The 24,647-nt window shown below is 69.1% G+C and carries 22 protein-coding genes; 11 read left to right on the top strand and 11 right to left on the bottom strand.

The annotated features are described in order from the left end of the window. The first annotated feature begins 552 nt into the window (after positions 1-552). The 3 genes from ACZ7DY_RS23430 (at position 553) to ACZ7DY_RS23440 (ending at position 3,805) form a co-directional block, all read left to right on the top strand. Positions 553-1,557, top strand: coding sequence for a HesA/MoeB/ThiF family protein (locus ACZ7DY_RS23430; protein ID WP_471138074.1), 1,005 nt, complete (start codon positions 553-555; stop codon positions 1,555-1,557). 102 nt (positions 1,558-1,659) lie between these two features. Continuing rightward, a complete protein-coding gene (locus ACZ7DY_RS23435; RefSeq protein ID WP_471138076.1) occupies positions 1,660-3,036 on the top strand; it encodes an ABC transporter substrate-binding protein in 1,377 nt (458 codons plus the stop codon). Between the two features lie 22 nt (positions 3,037-3,058). Continuing rightward, positions 3,059-3,805, top strand: a complete 747-nt coding sequence (locus ACZ7DY_RS23440) for a class I SAM-dependent methyltransferase (protein ID WP_471138077.1) — start codon at positions 3,059-3,061, stop codon at positions 3,803-3,805. Between the two features lie 68 nt (positions 3,806-3,873). Here ACZ7DY_RS23440 and ACZ7DY_RS23445 read toward each other — a convergent pair whose 3' ends face one another. From ACZ7DY_RS23445 to ACZ7DY_RS23455, 3 genes are all read right to left on the bottom strand, one after another. Then, on the bottom strand, positions 3,874-4,485 hold the full coding sequence (locus ACZ7DY_RS23445; RefSeq protein WP_471138079.1) for a flavin reductase family protein: 612 nt from the start codon (positions 4,483-4,485) through the stop codon (positions 3,874-3,876). Positions 4,486-4,517: 32 nt separating this feature from the next. Next, entirely contained in the window at positions 4,518-5,996 is a 1,479-nt protein-coding gene (locus tag ACZ7DY_RS23450) for an aminotransferase class I/II-fold pyridoxal phosphate-dependent enzyme (RefSeq protein WP_471138081.1), read from the bottom strand. Positions 5,997-6,161: 165 nt separating this feature from the next. Next, the gene (locus ACZ7DY_RS23455; RefSeq protein ID WP_471138696.1) at positions 6,162-6,869 is read right to left on the bottom strand and encodes a DUF5324 family protein; all 708 of its coding nucleotides are present in this window, start codon (positions 6,867-6,869) and stop codon (positions 6,162-6,164) included. Between the two features lie 347 nt (positions 6,870-7,216). On the opposite strand from ACZ7DY_RS23455, the gene ACZ7DY_RS23460 reads away from it, so the two are divergent. After that, positions 7,217-7,750, top strand: a complete 534-nt coding sequence (locus ACZ7DY_RS23460) for a peptidylprolyl isomerase (RefSeq protein WP_471138083.1) — start codon at positions 7,217-7,219, stop codon at positions 7,748-7,750. A 127-nt stretch (positions 7,751-7,877) separates the two neighbouring features. Further along, entirely contained in the window at positions 7,878-8,774 is an 897-nt protein-coding gene (locus tag ACZ7DY_RS23465; protein WP_471138085.1) for a rhomboid family intramembrane serine protease, read from the top strand. A 272-nt stretch (positions 8,775-9,046) separates the two neighbouring features. Here ACZ7DY_RS23465 and crgA read toward each other — a convergent pair whose 3' ends face one another. Next, positions 9,047-9,304: a cell division protein CrgA gene (crgA, locus tag ACZ7DY_RS23470; RefSeq protein WP_150169972.1), complete on the bottom strand. Its 258-nt coding sequence runs from the start codon at positions 9,302-9,304 to the stop codon at positions 9,047-9,049. Positions 9,305-9,448: 144 nt separating this feature from the next. Between crgA and ACZ7DY_RS23475 the strand changes: the two genes are divergently transcribed. Genes ACZ7DY_RS23475 through ACZ7DY_RS23500 form a run of 6 tightly spaced genes read left to right on the top strand, consistent with a single transcriptional unit; the run spans position 9,449 to position 13,848 of the window. Next, positions 9,449-10,219 (top strand): DUF881 domain-containing protein, encoded by a 771-nt coding sequence (locus ACZ7DY_RS23475; RefSeq protein WP_471138087.1) that lies wholly within the window; start codon positions 9,449-9,451, stop codon positions 10,217-10,219. Between the two features lie 24 nt (positions 10,220-10,243). Continuing rightward, positions 10,244-10,954, top strand: coding sequence for a class E sortase (locus tag ACZ7DY_RS23480; RefSeq protein ID WP_471138697.1), 711 nt, complete (start codon positions 10,244-10,246; stop codon positions 10,952-10,954). A gap of 52 nt (positions 10,955-11,006) precedes the next feature. Then, positions 11,007-11,168, top strand: a complete 162-nt coding sequence (locus tag ACZ7DY_RS23485) for a hypothetical protein (RefSeq protein ID WP_107102043.1) — start codon at positions 11,007-11,009, stop codon at positions 11,166-11,168. Further along, a complete protein-coding gene (locus ACZ7DY_RS23490; RefSeq protein ID WP_471138089.1) occupies positions 11,165-11,827 on the top strand; it encodes an aminodeoxychorismate/anthranilate synthase component II in 663 nt (220 codons plus the stop codon). Before ACZ7DY_RS23485 ends, ACZ7DY_RS23490 begins: the two co-directional genes overlap by 4 nt. Next, on the top strand, positions 11,824-13,089 hold the full coding sequence (locus tag ACZ7DY_RS23495; RefSeq protein ID WP_471138091.1) for a class E sortase: 1,266 nt from the start codon (positions 11,824-11,826) through the stop codon (positions 13,087-13,089). Before ACZ7DY_RS23490 ends, ACZ7DY_RS23495 begins: the two co-directional genes overlap by 4 nt. A 24-nt stretch (positions 13,090-13,113) precedes the next feature. Beyond that, positions 13,114-13,848 carry a class E sortase gene (locus ACZ7DY_RS23500; RefSeq protein ID WP_471138093.1) on the top strand — a complete coding sequence of 245 codons (735 nt, stop codon included), beginning with the start codon at positions 13,114-13,116 and terminating at the stop codon, positions 13,846-13,848. 29 nt (positions 13,849-13,877) lie between these two features. Here the strand turns inward: ACZ7DY_RS23500 and ACZ7DY_RS23505 are convergent, their stop codons facing one another. The 7 genes from ACZ7DY_RS23505 to ACZ7DY_RS23535 all read right to left on the bottom strand — a co-directional run bounded on the left by ACZ7DY_RS23505 (position 13,878) and on the right by ACZ7DY_RS23535 (position 24,325). After that, positions 13,878-15,818, bottom strand: coding sequence for a YncE family protein (locus ACZ7DY_RS23505; RefSeq protein ID WP_471138094.1), 1,941 nt, complete (start codon positions 15,816-15,818; stop codon positions 13,878-13,880). Between the two features lie 271 nt (positions 15,819-16,089). After that, positions 16,090-18,141 (bottom strand): Stk1 family PASTA domain-containing Ser/Thr kinase, encoded by a 2,052-nt coding sequence (gene pknB, locus ACZ7DY_RS23510; RefSeq protein ID WP_471138095.1) that lies wholly within the window; start codon positions 18,139-18,141, stop codon positions 16,090-16,092. A 168-nt stretch (positions 18,142-18,309) separates the two neighbouring features. Further along, positions 18,310-19,773 carry a peptidoglycan D,D-transpeptidase FtsI family protein gene (locus tag ACZ7DY_RS23515; protein ID WP_471138097.1) on the bottom strand — a complete coding sequence of 488 codons (1,464 nt, stop codon included), beginning with the start codon at positions 19,771-19,773 and terminating at the stop codon, positions 18,310-18,312. Beyond that, on the bottom strand, positions 19,770-21,191 hold the full coding sequence (locus ACZ7DY_RS23520) for an FtsW/RodA/SpoVE family cell cycle protein (protein ID WP_471138099.1): 1,422 nt from the start codon (positions 21,189-21,191) through the stop codon (positions 19,770-19,772). The genes ACZ7DY_RS23515 and ACZ7DY_RS23520 overlap by 4 nt, the downstream gene beginning before the upstream one ends. Before the next feature lie 26 nt (positions 21,192-21,217). Continuing rightward, positions 21,218-22,774: a Stp1/IreP family PP2C-type Ser/Thr phosphatase gene (locus ACZ7DY_RS23525; RefSeq protein WP_471138101.1), complete on the bottom strand. Its 1,557-nt coding sequence runs from the start codon at positions 22,772-22,774 to the stop codon at positions 21,218-21,220. A 131-nt stretch (positions 22,775-22,905) separates the two neighbouring features. Further along, a complete protein-coding gene (locus ACZ7DY_RS23530) occupies positions 22,906-23,421 on the bottom strand; it encodes an FHA domain-containing protein FhaB/FipA (RefSeq protein WP_362988186.1) in 516 nt (171 codons plus the stop codon). Between the two features lie 10 nt (positions 23,422-23,431). Beyond that, complete coding sequence (locus tag ACZ7DY_RS23535) at positions 23,432-24,325, bottom strand: FhaA domain-containing protein (RefSeq protein ID WP_471138102.1); 894 nt, start codon at positions 24,323-24,325, stop codon at positions 23,432-23,434. Positions 24,326-24,647 lie beyond the last annotated feature (322 nt).

Below are 24,647 nucleotides of genomic sequence, written 5' to 3' on the forward strand. Positions count from 1 at the left end.
CGGCTTGGCAAGATGCGCTGCGTACGGATACGGAAGGTGGCTCCGGTTCTCTTGCCAGCCGCCCAAAGGGTCCACTACCCCTGCGCGGCAGCTCTTCAATCCCCCCGCATCAATCCCCTCGCAGTACGTGGCAAAGGCGTCCGAGCGTTTCACGGATACTGCCTGGCCCGATCAGCGAACACAAGGGAAGAAATGTCCGTATTGCTAAGATTGGACATGTTTTGCGGGGAAAATAAAATCCTGCCCTGAAGATGCTTGACAACCTGCTATCTGAATGGTGAAGCTTCCTCACGTCAGAGCAATTCAGTTCCGATGCACATGAGGAGCGACAGTGAACGAGAACGTTACTGAGTCCGCAATTCAGGTTGCCACGCAGGAGCAGGATGACATCTTCTTCATCGAGGAGATGGACGTGACCGACGCCGCCCAGGTGATGGTCCACCGCTGCTGACCATGTGAGCGGGAGTGCGGCCCCGGTAATGCGGGGCCGCACTCCCGCTCCTTGCATCTTTGAGTGGTATCCGTTTCTGCCTCGAGGATGTGTCGCGCGGTATGCGTGTATGGCTGAACCCCGTCTGGCAATTGAATTCTGCCGACGGCACGGTGACGTTTCAGGGCGAGAAGAAGAAATACGTCCTCGATGACAGCAAGGGCACCGTCAGCCGGCTGATGGAAGCCCTCGAAGGCGGCTGCGAGAAAGAAGCCCTGGAAGAGCTGACGCGCCGCGACACCGCGTGCGACGGTCTGGTGAGAGCCCTGCGAAGACGCGGCCTCCTCATCGAGTCGCCCTCGGGGCCGGCGGGCGACGACAGCATCCACGCCCGGCAGTGGGGGCATCTGGCCCTGCACACACACCGCCCTGACGAGGCACAACACCGCATCTGCGGAGCCAAGGTCATGGTCATGGGCGTGGGGGGCACGGGCAGCGTGGTCCTCCAGCACCTGATCGGGGCCGGCGTCGGACGCTTCGTCCTCGTCGACTCCGACGACGTGCAGCTGAACAACCTGAACCGCCAGTTCACCTTCCCCAGGGCGGCCGTGGGCCGGCCCAAACTGGACGCGGCCCGCACCTATATAAGGGACCGGGTTCCCGATGCCGACATCGCACTCGTGGACCGGTTCGTCGGCTCCGCCGCGGAAATCGACGAAGTCCTGAAGGCGCATCCGGACGTCGATGTCATCGCCGTCTGCATAGACCAGCCCATAGGCAGCATCTCCGATGCGGTGGCCGAGTCGGCCTGGGCCAGGAACGTGCCCTCCATATTCGGGGGCGTAGGCATGCAGCGCGGATTTTACGGGCCCCTCTTCGCGCCGGGAAGGTCGACCGTCACCCCGGAACAGCTCTCCTTTTCCGCGAGTGATGAGGGTGCGGCCGTAAATGAATCCGGGAATCTGCGGAGTACCCGCTTCTCATTCGGTCCAAATAACACCATCATCGGTGCCTGGATGGCCGCCGCGATCATTCACCACCTCGCGGATATCACGGAGCTCGTCGAATACGACGTACGGAAAATCATCGACTTCGAAACGGGCCGTGTCACCGCCCAGACCCGGTAAACAGGCCCGCTGTGCTGTGGCGAGGATAGGGCTGGCTTAATCTCGCCGTAACGGCACGGTTCGCGCCACGTCGCATCAGGATTGCGCCAAGGGGGAATTGGCATGTCCAAGCCGATCCGAGTGGAAACGGACCTGATCCCGGCGGGCCTCTACGGCGCGGCCGACGACTGGACTGGTTTGACGATTACGCGTCAACTCGCTCGGCCCCTCTTCGTCGAAGGCCCTGAACGAACCCTGCGGCCGGGCCTGTTGCACGAAGTGCAACGCCTGGACGGGAAAAGCTGGGAGTTCGCGCTGCGGCCCGACGCGCACTGGTCCGACGGCCGGCCGATCCGCGCCCTCGACATCGCCCGGCACATCGCGGCCGTCGCCCGGCAGGCCGGCCCCTTCGCCTGGCTCGTCTCGCTCATCGAGCGGATCCGGCCCCTCGACTCCGGCAGGCTGCTCCTGACCACCCGCCACCCCGTCGGCAACCTGCCCGCGCTCCTGGCCAACCCCGTCTTCGGGCCCCGGCACGGCGATCCGAGCGTCACCAGTGGTGCGTATGCGCTGGCTGATGCTTCCGGGGTGCCCAGGGCTCCTGACGCTTCCGGAGATCTCCGCGGCCCCGGCGGTGAGATCCGTCTGCGGTCGGTCGGGCCCCACCCCGACGTCACCTACGTCCTGTCCGCCGGTGCCGAGGACGGGCAGCGCCTCTTCGAGCGGGGCGCGGTGGACATCACCTGCCCGACGACGTTCCCGGTGAGCCGGTGGGCGCGGCGCGCCGACCACCCGGACCTGCGGGTCGACGAGCTCGACATCGCTGTGGCCCTGCTGCCCCCGGAGAGCATGGCTCCCGAGCAGAAGCGGGCCGTCGCGGCGGCCGTCGACTGCCGGGCCCTCTCGCGGAGGCTGCACGGAGCCCTCGGCCCACTCGACTCCCTTACGGGCCTGTGGGATTCGGGCCGAGCCGTCGAGCCGGACCGCCCTGCTCCCGGCGCGTTTCCCGCGGCCGCGAGTTCCCCGGCCTCGGCCCGCCTGGTCTTCCCGGACTTCTCACCCAACCGGGAGACGGCCCAGATCCTCGCCGAGCAGCTCGGCGAGCGCACCGGACTCATCCTCCGGCCCGAGGCCATCAGTTACCGCGCCTATCTCACCGAGCTCCCCACCACGTACCGCGAAGACTTCCGGCTCGTGCTGATGGCCGCGGCCTGGCCCGACCCGGCCGCCCTCCTGCTCCCCTTCACCCGCCGTCCGGCGGAGCGATTGCCCGGCGGGCCCGCGTCCGGATTCAAGGAGCTCGTGTACGGAGCCCTGGCCGCGGACGGCCCGGAGGAGCGGCTCGACCTCTGCGCGCGGGCCGAACGGCTCCTGGCGGCGACCGGCGAGGTCTGCCTGTTCGGCCGGCTCAGGTCGGCCGCACGGCTGCGCGTGAAGAACTACACCAGCCCGCCGTCCGGCTGGGCGGATCTGTCGGTGTGCGAACCCCTGCAAGGCTGAGGACAGAGGCTGAGGACGAGCGATGGCGAAGATCAATTACCTGAAGGTCAACGAGCGGTACTGGGACTCCAACAGCGAGCTCTACCACGACGCCCACCCCGAGCACTTCGACGCGGGCCGCCACCCGTCCTGGGGGATCTGGCACCTCCCGGAGAGCGACCTCAGGATCTTCACCGATGACCTCCCGGCCGGTTCCCGCATCATCGACCTCGGCTGCGGCATCGGACACGACACGGTGGGTTTCGCCCGGGCCGGCTACGAGGCCTACGGCGTCGAACTCTCCTCCGGGCAACTCTCGCGCAGCCTGGGCGGCGAGGCCGCGGGGTTCGTCCAGGCGGCGGCGGAGCGCCTGCCGTTCCGTCCGGGCGTCTTCGACGCGGCCTTCTGCGACCACGGCGCGTTCGACTTCTCCCCGCCGCAGCGTCTGCTCCGCGAAGCCCACCGCGTGCTCCGGCCCGGCGGCATCCTCGGCCTGTGCACGTACTCCCCGCTCCTGCAGATGTGCTTCGACGACCGGAGCGGCACGGTCGGCGAACACCTCGCCAACCCGTACGGCGACGCCCGCATGAAGTACGGCGGCGACGTGGTCGTCTTCCACTCCACCTACGCGCAGTGGATCGACATGTTCCGGGAGTGCGGGTTCTCCATAGAGCGCTTGGTGGAACCCACCGCCCCCGCCGACGGCGGCACCTACTTCAAGGAAGCACTCGACCGGGACTGGGCGGAGAAGTGGCCGGCGGAAGTGGTGTGGAAGGTGCGCAAGGTCTGACCGGGTGGCTCCGGCCCGCGGTCCACGACCTGTTCACCGCCGTGCTGCCGCCCCGCCCTGCGGACCGGTCACGCCGGGTGCCCGGCGGTGATGTCGCTCGCGGCGTGCAGGGCGAGAGGGGTCCCGTCCGCGCCCGCGTCTGTCGCGTGCCCGGCTCGTGCGGCGACCGGGTCGAGGATGAAGGCGACGTGGTCACCTCCGTCGACGTGGGCCTGGACGCGGCCGGCGAACCAGGCGAGGGCATCGTCGAGCACGACGGTGCCGTCCGGGCCCTCGTGCCACTTCAAGCCGGCGAACTTGTCGGTCTCTACGCTGCACAGGGCCCCGAAACGGGCGGCGAGGTCGTGCCGGTGGCGCGGCAGGAGGTGGACCGCGAGGGTCTGCGCCTTCAGGGCGAGGCGGTAGGTGTGGTTGGCCTTGGAGAGCCAGACCGCGAACCGGGTGGGCTCCAGGGAGCACTGGCTCGCGAAACCGACCAGACAGCCGGCGCGCTGCCCGTCCGCCGCCACGGTGACGACGTACACGGGCGGGTCCAGGAGCCCGGTGAAGGCCTCGACGCCCCCGCGCTCGCCGTTGTCCCCGCCTGTCCCGGCGCCGCCCGCCCCCACCGCTCGGTCCGTGGCGCCGTCCGTGGTGTCGTCCTTCTCGCCGCTCATGACCTCGTCCTCGGCCTCCTCCATCGTTCCTTCCTCCCTCCCCGTCCCCCTGCTGCTCAGGCGGTGACCCGGATCGTGTTCAGGGTGTTGTCGGCGGCGTCCGGGAGGTGCATGCCCGCGCGTACGCCAGAGACCAGGTACCGCAGGACGGGCTCGGTCAGCCGCTCGCCGGGCAGGACGACCGGGATGCCGGGCGGGTACGGGGTGACCATCTCCGCGGCGATGCGCCCCACCGCCTCGTGCGGGGGCACGTCTTCGTAGGAGGCGAAGTAGGCGTCGCGCGGCAGCATCGCCTGGGACATCCGCAGATCGGCCGGGGTGGGCACGTCCACCTGGGGCGCGTCCTGCAACTCGGCGGCGTGGGCGGACAGATCGCGCAGCGCTTCGAGGAGGCGGGCCGCGGTGGCCTCGTCATCGGCGTGGGTGAGCTGCGCGCTGATCCGGCGGTGGTCGAAGAGGTGCATGTCGACGTGGTGGTGGGCGCGCAGCCAGTCGCCGGCGCGGTAGCCGGTCGTCCCCAGCGCTGAGAGGTCGATCACGACGGGCAGGGGGTCGAAGTCCGACGCCCGTCCGGGGCCGCAGTAGTCGTCGGCGCTGTCGACGTGCAGGCCGTCGATGCGCTCGATCGCCGCGCGGGTGCGGGCCGCCAGCCGAAGCGCGTCGTCGATGAGCTGCTCGCCGTGCTGGACCATCTGCCTGCGCCAGCCGTCCAGCCCGGCGTAGAGCAGGACCGAGGGGCTGGTGGTGCCCAGGAGATCGGCCCGGGAGGCGAGGACGGCGGGGTCGATGAGGTCGCCCTGGAGATGGAAGACCGAGCCCTGTTCGAGGCCGCTGCCCATCTTGTGGACGCTGGTCACGCAGATGTCCGCGCCCGCGTCCATCGCCCAGGTCGGCAGGTCGTCGTGGAAGGGCAGGTGGGCGCCCCAGGCCTCGTCGACGATCAGGGGCTTTCCGCGGCGGTGGCAGACGTCGGCGATCGCGCGCAGGTCGGCCGTCGCCCCGTAGGGCGTGGGGCTGGTGACCAGGGCGCCGTCGGCGTCGGGGTGGGCGGCGAACGCCTCCTCGAAGCTCTCGGGCGTGGGCGGATGCGCGATGTGGCGCTCGGGGTCCCAGGCGGGGTCGACCCAGACGGGCTCGACGCCGGAGAGGATCAGGCCGGCGATGACGGACTTGTGCGCGTCACGTCCGACCAGCAGCCGGTGGTGCGGCGCCGTCACGGTCAGCATGGCCGCCTTGACCGACAGGGAGCTGCCGCAGGTGGAGAAGAAGGTGTGCTCGGCGTGGACGGCGTCGGCCATCAGCCGCTCGGCCCGCTCCAGGATCTTGTTGCGGGTGAGGCGGTCGTCGAGGCCTCCGTCGGCGAGCAGATCGCCGAGGAAGACCGCGTCCCCGAGCACCTTCTTGACCCGGGGGTCCGCGCCACGGGCCTGCTTGTGGCCGGGTGGAGTGAAGGCGAGTTCATCGACGTCGTGGTAGCGCTCCAGCGCCTCAAGGACCGGTGCCTCGTCGTGGTTCAAGCTCTCGTTCACAGCCATGCCAGGAGCAGTTCCCTTTCCCACGTGCACCAACCCGAGCCGGGCGGGCCACGTGAACGGACGCGCCGCGATCCGGCGAGCGACGCGATGTTTCACGTGAAACGCCACGGGCGGGAGACCGGCATCCGGTCCCCCGCCCACGGTGTCGTTCGCTCCGCGCCCGGGTCAGCCGCGCTTGTCCCGGTCCTTGCCCTCGGACTCCGCCTCGGCCTGCTTGGCCTGCACCTCGGGGTCGAGGGCGGCCTGACCGCTGCCGTCGACGGAGGTCAGCGGCGTGCTGTCCGGGACCTCGGTGGCCGCGGGCGGCTCGACCAGCCAGTCGGGGTTGGCCTGCTTGTCCCACCACTTCCAGGCGGCGACGGCGCCGCCCGTGAGGATGCCGAGCACGGCCAGACCCTTGGCGAGGCGTCCCATCCTGGCCCGGCGCTCATGCTTGCGGGTCAGTCGCTGGATCTCCTTCGCCGTGACCTGACCGCGCAGCGCGGCGAGGGCCGCCGTGCCCCGGGACGCGGCCTCTTCCCGGACGGGCTGCGCGGCGGCGACCGCCTGCTCGATACGGGGCTTGGAGTACTCGGCGGCCTGCCGGGCCGCCTTCCGGGTGCGCGCGGCGGCTTCCTGCGCGGCGTGGTCGACCTTGGGCGGCACGTGGGTGCGGGCCTGCTCGACGCGGGGGGCGACGTGGGCGCCGTACTGGACACGGGCCTGCTCAGCGGCCTGCGACATCTTGGGTGCGAGCCGTACGCGCGCTTCGTGCGCGTAGTGAGTGGCCCGGTCCTTGGCCGTGTCGGCGTAGGGCGCCACCGCGTCCGCGGCGTGACGCACGCTGTCCTTGGCCGAGCCGGTCGCGGCGCGCACGCTGTCGATGCGGGTCACGGGATCCTCCTCCTCGGTGGCGTATAGGTATGTCACCTTTCCACCCTTTCAGGGATCATGCCTTCCGGATCGCTCCGAAAGGCATGCGAGGGCGGGCATCCGGGTCACAGGAACTGACGCCGGCCACAACTGCCGGTCCATACCGGTTGCTCGGCACGGACCGATCTACACGGGCCGGTCCCCCGGTCCGTTCAATTCGTCCGTTCAATTCGATCGAATCGGTGCAAGTGGAGCTCTTGGCCGACAATGCCACGGATCGCTTCGGCGCGCGCCCACTCGGTGGCTACTCGTCCCAATCCGGTCCGTGCGAGGATCGGGGTGTCACAGAAGACAACGGAAGGCAGATCGTGGCTGAGCAGCTTTACGCCACCCTGAAGACCAACCACGGCGACATCGAGGTGCGGCTGCTGCCGAATCACGCGCCGAAGACGGTCAAGAACTTTGTGGAGCTCGCCCAGGGCGAGCGCGAGTGGACCCACCCGCAAACCGGCAAGAAGACCAAGGACCGTCTGTACGACGGCACGGTCTTCCACCGTGTGATCAGCGGCTTCATGATCCAGGGCGGCGACCCGCTGGGCAACGGCACCGGTGGCCCGGGCTACGAGTTCGAGGACGAGTTCCACCCGGACCTCGCCTTCGACAAGCCGTACCTGCTGGCCATGGCCAACGCCGGCCCGGGCACCAACGGCTCGCAGTTCTTCGTGACCGTGTCGCCGACCGCGTGGCTGACGCGCAAGCACACGATCTTCGGTGAGGTCACCAACGACGCCAGCCGGAAGGTCGTGGACGCCATCGCGGCCACCCAGACCAACCCGCGCACCGACCGTCCGGTCAACGACGTGGTCATCGAGTCCGTGGTCATCGAGACCCGCGACGCCTGATCCACGCGTACCGCGCGTCCTACGCGAGGGAACCGAACCGCCCCGCCCATCCGTAAGGAAGGGCGGGGCGGCGCGTTGCCCACGTGTGCCGTCACAGTGCCTTCGTACGAGAATTGAGGGGACCTCCATGGAGCAGGCGCCAGGCAGCCCGCAGGAGCCGCAGGGGGCGTCGGGTCTGCCCCGCTGCCACCGGCATCCGGACCGGGAGACCGGCATCACCTGCACCCGCTGCAAGCGTCCCATCTGCCCCGAGTGCATGATCAGCGCGTCGGTGGGGTTCCAGTGCCCCGACTGCGTGCGCGGCGGCTCGGGCACCGGGCACGCGCCCCGTGCCAACCAGCCGCGTACGGTCGCGGGCGGCGCCGTGACCGCCGACCCGCTGCTGGTCACCAAGATCTTCGTGGGGCTCAACCTCGCCCTGTTCCTCGTGCAGGAGGTGGTCGGGGACCGCTTCACCGACCGCTTCGACCTGCTGGGGCGCGCCTTCGTGCCGGAGTTCGGCTCGGTCGTGGGGGTCGCCGAGGGGGAGTGGTACCGCCTGGTGACGGCGATGTTCCTGCACAGCAGCTATATGCACATCGCCTTCAACATGCTGAGCCTGTGGTGGGTGGGCGGCCCGCTCGAAGCCGCCCTCGGCCGCGTCCGCTACATCGCGCTCTACGCGGCGTCGGGTATCGCGGGCAGCGCCCTGACGTACCTCCTGGAGGAGCCGAACCGGCCCTCGCTCGGGGCTTCCGGCGCGATCTTCGGGCTGTTCGGGGCGACCGCCATCCTGATGAGGCGGCTCAACTACGACATGCGGCCGATCATCGCGCTGCTGGCGATCAACATGGTCATCACCTTCTGGTGGCCCAACATCGCCTGGCAGGCCCACGTCGGCGGACTCGTCGGCGGCGCCATCGTGGGGTACGCGATGGTCCACGCGCCCCGCGAGCGGCGCGATCTGATCCAGTACGGCAGCGTCGCGCTGGTACTGGTCGTGACGGCGATCATGGTTCTCGTGCGGACCGGCCAGCTCACCTGAGGCTCCGCGCCCTCAGACGCTCCGCGTACTCACCCGACGTACCACGTTGTCCACAGCGTGTGCCGGATCTTGTGCATGGTGTGGGAACAACCGTGCCCCTTGTCGCTGACCTGGGTTTCCCCAGCCAGGACAAGGGGCACACGGCGAACAGGCATCCGGTGGACCGGTCACACCGGCGTCAACAGGCCGAGGGTTATCCACAGATCTTCAGTCTTATCCCCAGGTGGGGATAGCGCTGTGGATAACTCAGGGCAAGGCTTGCGTGCGGGGCGCTACTTCCACTGCGTGGAGACGCCGAAGCCCGCGGCGATGAAGCCGAAGCCGACCACGATGTTCCAGTTGCCCAGCGGATCGATCGGGAGCTTGCCGTCCGTGACGTAGAAGACGACGATCCAGGCGAGGCCGATGAGGAAGAGCGCCAGCATCACCGGAGCCACCCAGCTGCGGTTCGTCAGCTTGATGTTCGTCGCCTTCTTGGCGGGCGGCGGCGTGTAGTCGTCGGCCTTCTTGCGGATACGTGACTTCGGCACGAGGGTCTCTCCTGTCGATGCGCTGCGTGGCCGCGCAGGTAACTGTGGTCTGGCGCGCCGGGCGTGGCACTACACGGAGCTGAAGCCTCCCCCGGGCGTCCGTTAGCGTAGTGCTTCCGCGGCGCTGAAGGAGATAAGGGTACGTTGAGCAATTCTGCCGACCCCCACAAAGGTGCCGGTCGTCGCCCCCGATGGCGTCCGGTTCGGGTGCTTACGGGCGCTGTTTTCGCGCTCGCCGGCCTGATCTTCTTCACCAGTTTCAACACGGCCAAGGGCACCAACATCCGCACGGACGCCTCCCTGCTGAAACTCTCCGACCTCATTCAAGAGCGCAGCCACAAGAACGGCGAGCTCGACGAGTCCAACGGCACCCTGCGCGACGACGTCGAGTCGCTCGCCCAGCGGGACAGCGGCAGCACCAAGGCGGACGACGCACGGCTCGACGCGCTCGAGGAGAACGCGGGCACCAAGAAGCTCAAGGGCTCCGCCGTCTCGGTCACCCTCGCCGACGCCCCGCCGAACGCCACCGCCAAACTCCCCGGCTACCCCGAGCCGCAACCCAATGACCTGGTCATCCACCAGCAGGACCTGCAAGCCGTGGTCAACGCCCTGTGGCTGGGCGGTGCCAAGGGCATCAAGGTCATGGACCAGCGCCTGATCTCCACCAGCGCCGTGCGCTGCGTCGGCAACACCCTGATCCTCCAGGGCCGCGTCTACTCCCCGCCGTACAAGGTGACCGCCGTCGGCGACCCCGACAAGCTCAAGAGCGCCCTCGCGGCCTCCCCGGAGATCCAGAACTACATGCTGTACGTCAACGCGTACGGGCTCGGCTGGAAAGTGGACGACGACGGAGCGGTGACTCTTCCCGGCTACTCGGGCACAGTGGATCTCCACTACGCGAAGCCCGTGGAGTAGCCGCCCCTGGGAGAGCCCGTGTCCGTGCGCGTGCTGGTCAGGACGTTCAGCGAACTGTGCATCACCGTCGGCGCCCTGATCGTGCTCTTCGTCGTGTACGTCCTGTTCTGGACCGGCGTGAAGGCCGACCACGCCATGGACAGCCAGATCGACGACCTGCGGGACCAGTGGGCGCGGGGCGCGGTCTCCACCGGGACGGACTCCACCGGGACGGACGACGAACCGGCCGACACGGCGCCGGCGCCCGGGGAACCGGAGCCGTACAAGGACGGCAAGGCCTTCGCCGTCATGTACATCCCGCGGTTCGGTTTCACGTGGAACAAGCCCGTGCTCCAGGGCACCGGCACCGACGTCCTCAAGAAGGGGCTCGGTCACTACGCCTCCACCGCCCGGCTCGGACAGAAGGGCAACTTCTCCGTGGCCGGCCACCGCCGCACCTACGGAGACCCCTTCAAGGACTTCCCCGAGCTGCGCCCCGGCGACCTCGTCGTCCTGACCGACGGCACGACCTGGTTCACGTACCGCATCGACAAGAGGCCCTACCGGACGCTCCCCGGCGACGTCGGCGTCATCGACCCCGTGCCGCGCAAGTCCGGCTACGACGGCCCGGGGCGCTACCTCACCCTCACGACCTGCGAACCGGAGTGGGGGCACAGCCACCGGCTGATCGCCTGGGCGCATCTGGACGCCACCCAGCCGGTGGAGGCAGGGAAACCGGAGGCACTGCGCCGTTAGTCTGGTGCCGTACGGCGAGGGAGGCCATGCCGTACGCGACGGAAGGGACGGCATGTACGGCTGGATCTGGCGGCATCTGCCGGGAAACGCATGGGTACGGGCGCTGATTTCGCTGCTGCTCGTCCTCGCGGTGGTCTATGTGCTGTTCCAGTACGTCTTCCCGTGGGCCGAGCCGCTGCTGCCCTTCAACGACGTCACCGTGGACGGCCAGTGAGCACCCCCGGCGGCGCCCGCGGCCGCACCCGTGTCCTGGTCGTCGACAACTACGACAGCTTCGTCTTCAACCTCGTCCAGTACCTGTACCAGCTGGGCGCCGAGTGCGAGGTCCTGCGCAACGACGAGGTCGAGCTGAAGCACGCGCAGGACGGCTTCGACGGCGTCCTGCTCTCACCGGGCCCCGGCACACCGGAAGAGGCGGGCGTCTGCGTCGAGATGGTGCGGCACTGCGCCGCCACCGGCGTGCCCGTCTTCGGCGTCTGCCTCGGCATGCAGTCCATGGCGGTGGCGTACGGCGGCGTGGTGGACCGCGCCCCGGAGCTGCTGCACGGCAAGACCTCGCTCGTACGGCACGAGGGCAAGGGTGTCTTCGCGGGCCTGCCGTCGCCGTTCACCGCGACCCGCTACCACTCGCTGGCCGCCGAGCCGGCCGCCGTCCCGGCCGAGCTGGAAGTCACCGCGCGCACGGAGGACGGCATCATCATGGGCCTGCGCCACCGCGAACTGCCGGTCGAGGGCGTGCAGTTCCACCCCGAGTCGGTGCTGACCGAGCACGGTCACCTGATGCTCGCCAACTGGCTGGTGGAGTGCGGCGACACCGGGGCCGTCGGCCGATCGAGCGGGCTGGCCCCGGTGGTGGGCCGGGCCACGGCGTGACCGACCTGCGCCCCGAGCGCGACTCCTCCGGAGCCCCGTATGACGCGAACGGCGCGTACGGGGACGGAGGTGCGTTCGAGGCGGCGGTCGATCATCTGGAAGATCCGCTGACGGATCCGCTGCCCGGGCAGCACCCCTCGCCGTGGTTCCGCAGCGGCCCGGCCCCTGAGCCGGAGCAGCAGCCACAGCCGCAGCCGGAGCAGCAGCCGCAGGCAGCCGACCCGTCGGAGCAGGAGTGGTACGACCCCGAGGGGTACGCCCGCGACTGGTACGGAGTTCAGCCTCCGACGGACCCCGAGCCTCAGCCAGAACCCACGTACGAGCAGCTGTACGGCGCGTATGCCCCCGAGCCGGCGGGGCCCGAGCACGACGACGAGACAGTGGGACTGCGGACGGCGGACACCCGTCGAATAGCCGGGCCGGAAACCACGACCGACCCTCCCGTCACGGGTGGCCGGGCCGCCCGCCGCAAGGCCACCAAGAAGGGCGGCACCCGCTCGACCGCAGGACGTACCGACGCCCCCCGGACCGGACCGGGCGGCGCCCCGCTCTCCCGTCTGGAGGCCCGCCGGGCGGAGCGCGCCCGCAGGCCGTCGCCGGGGACCGTGATCAGCCGGGGCCTCGGCGAAGTCTTCATCACGGTCGGCGTCCTGATGCTCCTCTTCGTCACGTACCAGCTGTGGTGGACGAACATCCGCGCCCACCAGCAGGCGGACGGCGCGGCCCGCGACCTCCAGGAGAGCTGGGCCAAGGGCAAGGGCAAGCCCGGCACCTTCGAGGCGGGCCAGGGCTTCGCGCTGCTGCACATCCCGCGTCTGGACGTCGTCGTGCCGGTCGCCGAGGGCATCGACAAGCACAAGGTCCTCGACCGCGGCATGGTCGGCCACTACAACGAGGGCGCCACCAAGACGCCGATGCCGGACGCGGCGAAGGGCAACTTCGCGGTCGCGGGCCACCGCAACACCCACGGCGAACCGTTCCGCTACATCAACCACCTGAAGCCGGGCGACCCGATCGTGGTGGAGACGCAGGACACGTACTTCGTCTACAAGATGGCGAGCATCCTGCCGCAGACCTCCCCCGGCAACACGAGCGTGATCGGGCCCGTTCCGCCGGGTTCGGGGTTCACCAAACCCGGCCGGTACATCACACTGACCACCTGTACCCCGGAATTCACGAGCAAGTATCGAATGATCGTCTGGGGCAAGATGGTCGAGGAACGACCGCGCGACAAGGGCAAACCCAGCGCGCTCGTGAACTAGAACGGTGAGAACGGGGCAGATCGAGTGGCAGCCACGACCGACGACGAGAAGCAGGCCGAGGCGCCCGCACCGGCTCCCGCGCCACGGCGCCGGGGCCGCGGACCGATCGCCACCGCGGTCAGCGTCTTCGGCGAACTCCTCATCACCGCGGGCCTGGTGCTCGGCCTCTTCGTCGTCTACTCGCTGTGGTGGACGAACGTCATAGCGGACCGCGAGGCGCACAAGCAGGGCGACCGGGTGCGCGACTACTGGGCCTCCGGGCCCGGCAAGATCGACACCAAGGACGGCATCGGCTTCCTGCACGTACCCGCGATGGGCAACGGCGAGGTGCTGGTCAAGGCGGGCACCAGCAGCAAGGTCCTCAACGACGGCGTCGCCGGCTACTACAAGGACCCCATCAAGTCGGCCCTCCCCGAGGACAAGAAGGGCAACTTCACGCTGGCCGCGCACCGCGACGGCCACGGCGCGAAGTTCCACAAGATCGACAAGATCAAGAAGGGCGACGCGATCGTCTTCGAGTCCCGGGACAAGTGGTACGTGTACAAGGTCTACGCGACGCTCCCGGAGACCTCGAAGTTCGACGTGAAGGTCCTCGACCCCGTCCCGAAGGAATCGGGCGTGAAGAAGCCGGGCCGCTACATCACCCTCACCACCTGCACGCCGGTCTACACCTCACGCTACCGGTACGTGGTGTGGGGCGAGTTGGAGCGGACCGAGAAGGTCGACGCCAAGCGCACGCCGCCGGCGGAGCTGAAGTAGGCCCGCCCGGATCCGGGCGGGCCCCCTCACTAGTTGGACCAGTACAGGTACTTCCAGGCGCCGTGGGTCGTCGAGTTCACGGAGTCGCCGGACGAGCCGTTGACGTAGGTGGAGCGCATCCGTGCCTTGATGCCGGACTGCCCCGGGCCCTTCAGCGTGATGATCGACTGGCCGCTCGTGCCGATCGGGAAGTACTCCGAGTCGGCGGAGTGCCACGCACCGCCCGCGCGGACCTGCAGGTCGAAGCGCTGCTTGCGGCCCTGGTAGTAGCTCATGGTGGTGGTGAGGAGCGGATCCGTCCTCTTGTGGAACCAGTAGTAGGTCGTCGAGCCGATCTTCGCCTTCTTGTAGTGCTTGGTCACGGAGGTGGAGATCTTGACCCTGGCGTACGCCGTGGACTTCGCCGTCTTGGGCGCGGTGCGTGCGTCGCCCTTGTAGACGGCGGTGACGACGGTGTCGCGCTTCATGTCGACCGTGGCGGAGAGGTTGCCGCTGGAGTTGACCTTCGCGGTCTTCACCAGCTTGTTGGGCTTGTCGTCGCCGTAGGGGTTCGCCCAGATCTCGACGGTGCGGTTCTTGTACGTCGGGCCGAGGTGCGCGGTGAAGGAGACGTCGGCGCCGTAGCCGTAGACGTTGCCGTTCTTGTTCACCGTCAGCGTCGGCTGGGTGCGGGAGACGTCGACCTTGTCGGACGCGGTGACCTTGGCGTGCTCGGCGTCGCCCGCGTAGGTGACCCGGTAGGTGACGGAGCCGCCGGCCGGCGGGGTGTCGGTGAAGCTGAAGGTGCCGTCCGCCTTGACGGTGACGGCGGGCAGGGCCTTGCCGTCGGGGCTCTCCAGGTCGGTGCGGGTGGCCTGGAGCTCGGTGCCGGCCGGCAGCGGCACGGTGGCCGTGATCTTCCCCGTCACGGTGAGCTTCTTGCCGCGCGGGGCGGTCGAGGGCGCCTTCACCGTCAGGGTGGGGGCGTTCAGCGTCGGGTCGCTGAGCACCTTGAGGCCATAGCCGCCGCCCGTTTCGACGAGCGCGAAGACCCGCGAGGAGTCCGGCGCCCACCGCAGGGCCGCCGTGGCGGCCGTGCCGTTGGAGTACGTACGGACCGGCCGGGCCGTGCCCGGCCGGTAGACCGAGACCTTGGCGCCGTTGACCTGGGCGACGAGCCCGTCCGGGGCGATGTCGGCCCGCTGGCCGGCGGGGTAGGCGCCCGCGGCCGTGAACTTCCCGTCGGCGTAGGCGTCCCGCTGGGCGCCGTTGACCAGGACCTGGGGGGCGCCGGGCACCAGGTCGATGTCCCCGATGCCGTCGTTCAGGGTGTAGTCGCCCTGGTAGTAGGCCGTCAGCTGGGGCGCGCCGCTGCCGGAGACGTCGACGACAGCCATGGAGTCCGAGGACAGTCCGGTCTGGCCGACGGCCAGCAGGCCGGGCGCGGACGGGTCGGTGTCGAGAAGGGCCGGGCCGTGGATTCCGGGGTGCGCCTGCGGGAACAGCCCGAGCTTCACCGCTTCGGCCGGAGCGGCGGCCGGATCGACGGAGCCGAGGTCGCCGTCCCACTGGTCGCCGTACGTGAACCAGACCTTGCCGGCGGCGAAGGCGATGTGGCGCGGGCCCGTGTCGGTGGCGACGGGATAACGGGCCTTGACGTCCAGGGTGGCCTCGTCGATGGCCACGATCTCGTTGCTGCCTTCGGCGGCGGCGTACAGGGTGGAGCCGTCCTCGGAGAGGGCGAGCCCGGAGACTCCCTTGACTCCGCCCACCGAGTCGACGACGGCGCCGGAGTAGTCGGCGGCCAGCACCTTCCCGGCCTGGTGGTCACCGACGAAGACCCGCTTGAGCCCGCCGTCCGCGACCATGCCCCCCGGCGACGCGACGACAGCGGTGGCGGCCGCCGCGGACCCGGCGGAGACGGCACTCAGGGCCGCCGAACCGAAAAGGACCGCGAGAGCCGTCGCGGTCGAAATGGTGCGCGTACGCACAGTGTTGTACCCCCACGAAGAATCCCGGTGGATGACCGGGAGATGAGAGCGCCGCGCGACACCCGGACGTGACCGCTGAAGCACGGTGACGCGTGGGGCGCGGCTGCTGTGGCGCAGCGTATGGCATGGCGGTGACAAACGGGGAGGGGGTTTCCCCTGGGGGGCGCTTTTCCGACACCAGGGAAGAGACCCGGAGTTCGTGGACGAGGCCATGAAAGAGCCCCGGCACCGCTCAGCGATACCGGGGCTCGTTCACACGGTCGGGACCAGGTCAGTCGAAGCCCGGCCAGTCGGAGCCGCCGTCGTGCCTGCCGCGGTGGGACAGGCCGCCGACGAAGCCGTCTCCGCCGCCGTCGTCCCCGCCGCCGATGCCACCGATGTCGTTGCCGCCATTACCGCCGTTGCCGTTGCCGCCCGCGGTGGTCAGGTTGACCGCCGAGCCGGGCTCGACCTTCTGGCCGACGTTGGGCTGGGAGAGGACCACCAGGGCGTCGTCGTCCTGCGGGCCGGTGATGGTGCCGACCGTCAGGCCCGCGTCCTCGATGGCCTTGCGGGCGTCCTTCAGCTTCTGGCCGGTCAACGGCGGGACCGTGGACTCCTCCGCCTCCTTGGCGACCTGGACGGTGACCGTGGAGCCGGGGTCGGCGGGCGTGCCGGCCGACGGCGTGGTCTTGATGACCTTGCCCTCGTCCACCTCGTCGCTCGCGACGTCCTCACGGGTGACCGAGAAACCGTTGTCCTTGAGCTGCTTCTCGGCGGCCGAGTAGTCGAGGCCGGTCACATTGGGGACGGTGACCTGCTTCTTCTCCTTGGCCACGACCAGCGTGATCTTGCTGCCCTTCTGGACCTCGGTACCCGAGGTCGGGTCCTGCTCCAGGACCGTGCCCGGCTCCTCGGTGGACTCACGGGACTTGGTGGTGACCTTGAGCTGGTACTTGTCGCTCTCCAGCTTCTTCGTCGCGTCGTCGACGTCCGTCGAGATGACGCTCGGCACCGCGACCTTGCGCGCGCCGGTCGAGACCGTCACCGTGATGGTGTCGCCCTTCTTGACCTCCGTGTCCGCCCCCGGGTCCTGATCGCAGATCTCACCCTTGGGGTACTTCTCGCACGGCTTGCGCGCGCCGATCTCCAGCTTGAGGCCGACGTTCTCCGCCGACTCCTGGGCCTCCTTGTAGGACTCGCCCACGAAGTTCGGCGCCTTGGTGGCGTCGTCGCCGTTCCCGGTGAACGCCCACTTGCCGATGAGGATCGCGCCCACCAGGACCAGGATCCCGGCGAGCACGAGCAGCCACGTCGACATGTTGCTCTTCTTCTGGCGGCGGCCGCGGCCCTCGTCGTAGCCGTAGCCCCCGTCGTCCGGGTTGACCGGCGGCAGCATCGACGTCTGGCCCTGGCCGTTCTGCGGGCGCAGCATCGCGGTCTGCTGGTCGTCCGGGTGGCCGCCGTAACCCACCGCGCCCATGGCGGCGGTGGCGGCGACGGGCTGCCCGTCGAGGCAGGCCTCGATGTCGGCGCGCATCTCGTCGGCCGACTGGTAGCGGTAGTCCGGATCCTTGGTGAGGGCCTTCAGGACGATGGCGTCCATCTCCGGAGTGATCTCTCCGTCGAAGACGCTCGGGGCCTGGGGCTCCTCACGTACGTGCTGGTAGGCCACCGCGACCGGGGAGTCGCCCACGAAGGGCGGCCGGACCGTGAGCAGCTCGTAGAGGAGGCAGCCGGTGGAGTACAGGTCGGAGCGCGCGTCGACCTGCTCGCCCTTGGCCTGCTCCGGCGAGAGGTACTGCGCCGTGCCGATGACCGCTGCGGTCTGCGTCATGGTCATGCCGGATTCACCCATGGCGCGGGCGATGCCGAAGTCCATGACCTTGACCTGGCCGTTGCGCGTCAGCATGACGTTCGCGGGCTTGATGTCGCGGTGGACGATGCCGTTGCGGTGCGAGTACTCCAGGGCCTGGAGGATGCCGATCGTCATCTCCATGGCCCGCTCTGGCAGCAGCTTGCGGCCGGAGTGGAGCAGCTCGCGCAGCGTGGAACCGTCGACGTACTCCATCACGATGTACGGGATGGAGACGCCGTCGACGTAGTCCTCGCCGGTGTCGTAGACCGCGACGATCGCCGGGTGGTTGAGCGAAGCGGCAGACTGGGCCTCACGGCGGAACCGGGCCTGGAACGACGGGTCGCGGGCGAGGTCCACCCGCAGCGTCTTCACCGCCACGGTGCGGCCGAGGCGGGTGTCGTGCGCGAGGTAGACCTCCGCCATCCCACCGCGGCCGAGCACCTGGCCCAGCTCATACCGGCCGCCGAGGCGACGCGGCTCTTCCATAGCTAATCCAGCCCTCTCCGTCGGTCCCGACCGCACCGTTGTGTGGTCCGGCGGTGTGCTGTCCGGGCATACCGTACCCGGCTCGTCTTGCGTGACCCGGCCGCGACCGTCACCCGATACCGGACCGGTACCGCAACGTGCACCGATGGAAAGGGGGCGTGATGGGGGTCACTTCTTGCTGTCGATGACTGCCTTCATCACGTTCTTGGCGATGGGGGCCGCGAGACCGCCACCGGAGATGTCCTGGCGGCTCGCCTTGGAGTCCTCGACGACCACCGCGACGGCCACCGGCGAACCGGAGCTCGTCTTCGCGTACGAGATGAACCAGGCGTAGGGGTTCTTGCTGTTCGCCACGCCGTGCTGCGCCGTACCCGTCTTGCCGCCGACGGTGACGCCGGGGATCTGGGCGTTGGTTCCGGTGCCCGTCTTGACGACCGTCTCCATCATTTCCTGGAGCTTCTGGGCGTTCTCCTTGGAGAGCGGCCGGCTCATCTCCTTCGGCGAGTGCTTCTCGACCACGTCGAGGTTGCGGGCCTGCAGCTCGCTGACCATGTACGGCTCCATGAGCGTGCCGTCGTTGGCGACCGCGGAGGCGACCATGGCCATCTGCAGCGGCGTCGCGGCCGTCTCGAACTGGCCGATGGAGGAGAGCGCGGTCTGCGGCTTGTCCATGTCCTCGGGGAAGTTGGACGCGTTGGAGCGGACCGGCACGAACTGCTGCTCGTTGAAGCCGAACTTCTTCGCCGTCTCCAGCATCTTGTCCTTGCCGAGATCGGAGCCGATCTTGCCGAAGACGGTGTTGCAGGACCAGCGCAGCGCCTCACGCAGCGTGGCGTTCTTGCAGGGGATGTTCCCCTCGTTCGGCAGCGGCTGCGTCGTGTTCGGCATCGTCCAGGGGTCCGGCGAGTCCGTCTTGCTGTCGATGCCGTCGTACAGGCCGTGCTCAAGGGCGGCCGCCGCCGTGACCACCTTGAAGGTGGAGCCGGGGGGGTAGGTCTCGCGCAGGGCGCGGTTGACCATCGGCTTGTCCTTGTCCTTGTCCAGTTTGAGGTACTTCTCGGCTTCCTCGTTCGTGTTGCCGGCGAAGTCACCGGGGTCGTACGACGGGGTGGAGGCGAGAGCGAGGATGGCGCCGGTGGACGGATCGATGGCGGCGACGGCACCCTTGCCGCGGCCCTTCAGGCCTTCGTACGCGGCCTTCTGCGCGGCGGAGTTGAGGGTCGTGACGACATTGCCGCCCTCCTTCTTCTCGCCGGTCAGCATGTCCAGGGTGCGGCGGAAGAAGAGCCGGTCGTCGTTGCCGGTGAGGATGCCGTCCTCGATGTTCTCCAGCTGGGTGGCGCCCATGCGCTGCGAGGAGTAACCGGTGACGGGCGCCCACATGGGCCCGTCCTTCCAGGTGCGCTTGTACTTCAGGTCGTTGCCCGGAGTGGCCTTCGAGCCGGTGATGGGCTTGCCGTCGACGATGATGTCGCCGCGTGGCTGGGAGTAGCGCTCGATGGTGACGCGGCGGTTCTTCTCGTGCTTCGCGAGGGTGTCGGCCTGGACGTACTGGAGCCAGTTGTCCCGGGCGAGCAGGGCGAGGATGAGCAGCCCGCAGAAGATCGCGATCCGGCGCAGGGGCTTGTTCACGGTCGGACCACCTGGGTCATCTCGGCGTCGGGGTTCGGGGCGGGGGACGGGGCAGGTCGGCGCGCGGTGTCGCTGATCCGGATCAGGATGCCGATCAGGGCCCAGTTGGCGATGACGGAGGAACCTCCGTACGCCAGGAAGGGCATGGTCATACCGGTCAGCGGGATCAGGCCCATGACACCGCCGGCGACGACGAAGACCTGGATGGCGAAGGCTCCGGAGAGGCCGATCGCGAGGAGCTTGCCGAACGGGTCGCGGGCGGCGAGCGCCGTACGGACGCCGCGCTCGACGATCAGGCCGTAGATGAGCAGGATCGCCATGATGCCGGCGAGCCCGAGCTCCTCGCCGAAGGTGGCGAGGATGAAGTCGGAGTTGGCGGCGAACTTGATCAGGTCCGAGTGGCCCTGGCCGAGCCCGGTGCCGAGGGTGCCGCCCGAGCCGAAGGCCCACAGGGCCTGCATGGCCTGCTCGGAGTGGCCGGCAATGCCCTTCTGGCTGAGCGCGTACTCACGCATGGGGTCGAGCCAGGCCTGGACGCGCTGCTCGACGTGCGGCTCGAAGGAGGCCACACCGACGGCGCCGACGGCGGACATCAGGAGACCGAAGACGATCCAGCTGGTGCGCTCCGTGGCGACGTACAGCATCACGACGAACATGCCGAAGAACAGCAGCGACGTACCGAGGTCGGTCTCGAAGACGAGGATCAGGATCGACATCGCCCACACGACGACGATCGGCCCGAGGTCACGGCCGCGCGGCAGGTAGAGCCCCATGAAGCGGCGGCTGGCCAGGGCCAGGGCGTCGCGCTTCACCATCAGATAGCCGGCGAAGAAGATCGCGATGACGATCTTCGCGAACTCACCGGGCTGGATCGAGAAACCGCCGATGTGGATCCAGATCTTCGCGCCGAACACGTTCATGCCGAGGCCCGGCACGAGCGGCAGGAGCAGCAGGATCAGGGAGCCGACCATGGAGATGTACGTGTAGCGCTGCAGGACGCGGTGGTCCTTGAGCAGCAGCAGTACACCGACGAACAGGGCGATGCCGATCGCGGAGTACATGAGCTGGTTCGGCGCCGCGACGCTGAAGTTCGGCAGCTGCTGGAGCCGCTCGGACTGGTCAAGCCGCCAGATCACCACCAGACCCAGACCGTTCAGCAGGGTGGCCAGCGGCAGCAGCAGGGGGTCCGCGTATGCCGCGAACTTCCGTACGACCAGGTGGCCGACGGCCGCGAGCAGCCCGAGGCCTGCCCCGTAACCGAGCATGCCGGACGGCACCTTGCCGTCGAGCGCCAGGCCCACGTTCATGTAGGCGAAGAGCGGGATGACGACTGCGAACGCGAGCAGCGCGAGCTCGGTGTTGCGCCGGCTCGGCGCTCCGATCGCGCCGATCGTCGACGTGTGTGTAGTACTGCTCATGGCGTGCAAGGGCCCCCAACGGCTGCTTACTGCTTACCGCACAGCGGGACCAGCTTCTGCTCATCCTCGGAGAGGCTGGGGCCTGGTGTGGGAGTCGGTGCGGTCTCGGACTTGTTCTTGTCGTTCTTGTCGCGCTTGTCGTTCGCGTCGTTCTTGTCGTTCGGCGAGGTGGTCGGGTCCGGCGTCACCTTGCGCAGGCCGGTGCTGCCGCCCGCTTCACCCTCGCCGGTCTTCGCGTTGTTCTCGCGCTCGACCTTGCGACGCTCGGCTTCCTTCTTGCACGCGGAGGCCTGCAGCCCCAGCTCCTCGATCTTGCCGGCGGCCTCGTCGCGGTTGCCCTCGGGAATGGTGGCCTCGACCTGCTTGCGCTGGTACGGCGGCAGGTACTTGAGTTCGATCTCGGGGTGGTCCTTCTCGACCTTCGACAGGCTGACCCACGCCAGGTCCTGGTCGATGCCGCGGTACAGAGCGACGTGGCTGTCGTTCGTACCCACGTAGTACTGGGTCTGCGTCCAGCGGTACCCGCCGTAGAGGCCGCCGGCGATGACGGCGAGCGCGAGCGCCCCGTAGAGGGATCTCTTGACCCACTTGCGGCCGCCGCCGGCCTTGACGAAGTCATCGTCGTCATAGGCCCCGAAGCCGCCCTCGGGGACGTACCCCGTGGTGTCACCGCTGCCGGGCGGGCCGAAGCCGCCGGCCTGCCCCTGGGGGGACTGCGGCGGCACCGGACGGCCGAGGCCCGACGCGCGGCCCGCGGGCGTCTGCATGGCGCCGTCGTCCTGCGCCTGGAGCTGGTTCTCGGCGACCGCGCCGACCACCACGGGGGTGTCGGAGAGCTGACCGGCGAGGGTGTCGCCGCCGTCGATGTCCAGGACATCGGCGACGATCACGGTGATGTTGTCGGGGCCGCCGCCGCGCAGCGCGAGCTGGATCAGCTCCTGCACGGTCTCCTGCGGGCCCTGGTAGCTGGCGAGGGTCTCTTCCATCGTCTGGTGCGAGACGACGCCGGAGAGCCCGTCGGAGCAGATCAAGTACCGGTCGCCGGCGCGCACTTCGCGGATCGACAGATCCGGCTCGACGTGGTCGCCGCTGCCCAGCGCGCGCATCAGGAGGGAGCGCTGCGGGTGGGTGGTGGCCTCTTCCTCGGTGATGCGGCCCTCGTCGACGAGGCGCTGCACCCAGGTGTGGTCCTGCGTGATCTGCGTGAGGACGCCGTCCCGCAGGAGGTACGCGCGCGAGTCGCCGACGTGCACGAGACCGAGGCGCTGGCCCGTCCACAGCAGGGCGGTCAGGGTCGTCCCCATGCCCTCGAGCTGGGGGTCCTCCTCGACCATCAGGCGCAGCTGGTCGTTGGCCCGCTGCACTGCGGTGCCCAGTGACGTGAGGATGTCCGAGCCGGGGACGTCGTCGTCGAGCGTGACGAGCGTCGAGATGACCTCGGAGCTCGCCACCTCACCCGCGGCCTGGCCCCCCATGCCGTCGGCGATGGCGAGGAGACGCGGGCCGGCGTAACCGGAGTCCTCGTTCCCCTCCCGGATCATGCCTTTGTGCGATCCGGCGGCGAAGCGCAAAGACAGACTCATGCGCACCTCGCCCGTCGGCTCCGGGTACATCCGCACGGTGCCCACCCTCCGGTCGGGAGCGCGCCGGCGTCCAGTGGCCGGACAGCCGTTTCGGCTCGCTCGCTCCGCTCGCGCTCTGTCATGACGTAGTACTACTTCCGCAGCTCGATGACGGTCTTGCCGATGCGGATCGGCGCGCCCAGCGGAACGGGCGTCGGGGTGGTGAGTCGGGTCCGGTCGAGATACGTGCCGTTGGTGGACCCGAGATCCTCGACGATCCACTGGCCGTCACGGTCCGGGTAGATCCTGGCATGCCTGCTGGAGGCGTAGTCGTCGTCCAGCACGATCGTCGAATCGTGCGCACGGCCCAGCGTGATGGTCTGGCCCTGCAGCGCGACGGTCGTCCCGGCGAGGATGCCCTCGGAGACGACCAGCTTGCTGGGGGCGCCGCGGCGCTGTCGGCCGCCGCCGCTCTGCTGCTGCCGCTGCTGCGGCGGTGCGGCCTGCTGCTGCCGGGCGGCCTGTTGCGGCCGCTCTCGGCGCGAACCGCGCTGTGTGACGCGCGTTCCGAACAGGTCGCTGCGGATGACCTGGACGGCCACGATCACGAACAGCCACAGAACGGCCAGAAAACCTAGCCGCATGACCGTCAGGGTCAGCTCTGACATTGCCCCCGCTTCACCCTTCGGCTTGCCGGTAAACGATGGTGGTTTGACCCACGACGATCCGCGAGCCGTCGCGGAGCGTAGCGCGGGTGGTGTGCTGCCCGTCTACCACGATGCCGTTGGTAGACCCGAGATCCTGGATCGTCGAGGGCGTTCCGGTCCGGATCTCACAGTGCCGGCGGGATACACCGGGGTCGTCGATCCGCACATCGGCGTCGGTGCTGCGACCCAGCACCAGCGTCGGGCGGGAGATCTGATGGCGATTGCCGTTGATCTCGATCCAGCGCCGCACCTGGGCACCCGGAAGTGGTCCGGCCCCCGGGCCCGCCGGCCTGCTCGCTGCCGGGGAGGGCCCGCCGGGACGGCCCGCGCCGGGCGGCGGCGCGGCGGGCATGGGAGGTGCGCCTCCGGGAGACCCGGAGGGGGGCTGCGGGTAGCCGTAGCCGCCGGCGGCGCCGCCCGCGCCGCGGCCGGGAGCGGCCGGAGCGGCGCCCGCGGGGCCCGCCGGGCCGCGCTCGGGTGCCTGGGAGGTGCTGGAGGCGAGCGTGCGGCTGCGCACGCGGTACAGGCCGGTGTCGAGGTCCTCGGCCTTCTCGAGGTGGACCTTGATGGGGCCCATGAAGCTGTAGCGCTGCTGCTTCGCGTAGTCACGGACCATGCCGGAGAGCTCGTCGCCCAGCTGGCCCGAGTACGGACTCAGCCGATCGAAGTCGGGGGCGCTGAGCTCCACGATGAAGTCATTCGGGACGACGGTCCGCTCGCGGTTCCAGATCGTCGCGTTGTTGTCGCACTCGCGCTGGAGGGCGCCTGCGATCTCGACGGGCTGGACCTCGGACTTGAAAACCTTGGCGAAGGTGCCGTTGACCAGACCTTCGAGACGCTGCTCGAACTTCTTCAGGACTCCCATGGGGCACCTCCTCCGTCGTAGTCATCCTGGTACTGCTTACTGATCGTATCCACGCGCCGGGAAATCGGCTGGTTCCCCCTGTTCGCCCAGTCGACGAGTGTCGCCTCTCACAAGACATGCCCGCACCAGGGTCCAGAGGATCCTGCCAGGACCCCTGACCCGGCCCTGATCCATCGCCCCGGAACCCCGTACGGGCAGTTGCTCGGGACGTCTGCTCGGGCCTCCGTTTACAAGGGATCGTAGAGGGGGCCCAAAGCCAGTGTCCCGCACCTGGCTGTGGACCTCGCCGAGCCCGACCGGGTCGGGGCGGATGGAGGCGGGT

The organism is Streptomyces sp. NPDC037013, assembly GCF_055607265.1.

What these genes read in the sequence shown, in the direction of transcription:
- ACZ7DY_RS23485 (WP_107102043.1), top strand. Translation starts at nt 11,007, where the DNA reads ATGTACGGCTGGATCTGGCGGCATCTGCCGGGAAACGCATGGGTACGG.
- ACZ7DY_RS23435 (WP_471138076.1), top strand. Translation starts at nt 1,660, where the DNA reads ATGTCCAAGCCGATCCGAGTGGAAACGGACCTGATCCCGGCGGGCCTC.
- ACZ7DY_RS23465 (WP_471138085.1), top strand. Translation starts at nt 7,878, where the DNA reads ATGGAGCAGGCGCCAGGCAGCCCGCAGGAGCCGCAGGGGGCGTCGGGT.
- ACZ7DY_RS23520 (WP_471138099.1), bottom strand. Translation starts at nt 21,191, where the DNA reads ATGAGCAGTACTACACACACGTCGACGATCGGCGCGATCGGAGCGCCG.
- ACZ7DY_RS23530 (WP_362988186.1), bottom strand. Translation starts at nt 23,421, where the DNA reads ATGTCAGAGCTGACCCTGACGGTCATGCGGCTAGGTTTTCTGGCCGTT.
- pknB (WP_471138095.1), bottom strand. Translation starts at nt 18,141, where the DNA reads ATGGAAGAGCCGCGTCGCCTCGGCGGCCGGTATGAGCTGGGCCAGGTG.
- ACZ7DY_RS23525 (WP_471138101.1), bottom strand. Translation starts at nt 22,774, where the DNA reads ATGAGTCTGTCTTTGCGCTTCGCCGCCGGATCGCACAAAGGCATGATC.
- ACZ7DY_RS23445 (WP_471138079.1), bottom strand. Translation starts at nt 4,485, where the DNA reads ATGGAGGAGGCCGAGGACGAGGTCATGAGCGGCGAGAAGGACGACACC.
- ACZ7DY_RS23430 (WP_471138074.1), top strand. Translation starts at nt 553, where the DNA reads ATGCGTGTATGGCTGAACCCCGTCTGGCAATTGAATTCTGCCGACGGC.
- ACZ7DY_RS23450 (WP_471138081.1), bottom strand. Translation starts at nt 5,996, where the DNA reads ATGGCTGTGAACGAGAGCTTGAACCACGACGAGGCACCGGTCCTTGAG.
- ACZ7DY_RS23535 (WP_471138102.1), bottom strand. Translation starts at nt 24,325, where the DNA reads ATGGGAGTCCTGAAGAAGTTCGAGCAGCGTCTCGAAGGTCTGGTCAAC.
- ACZ7DY_RS23440 (WP_471138077.1), top strand. Translation starts at nt 3,059, where the DNA reads ATGGCGAAGATCAATTACCTGAAGGTCAACGAGCGGTACTGGGACTCC.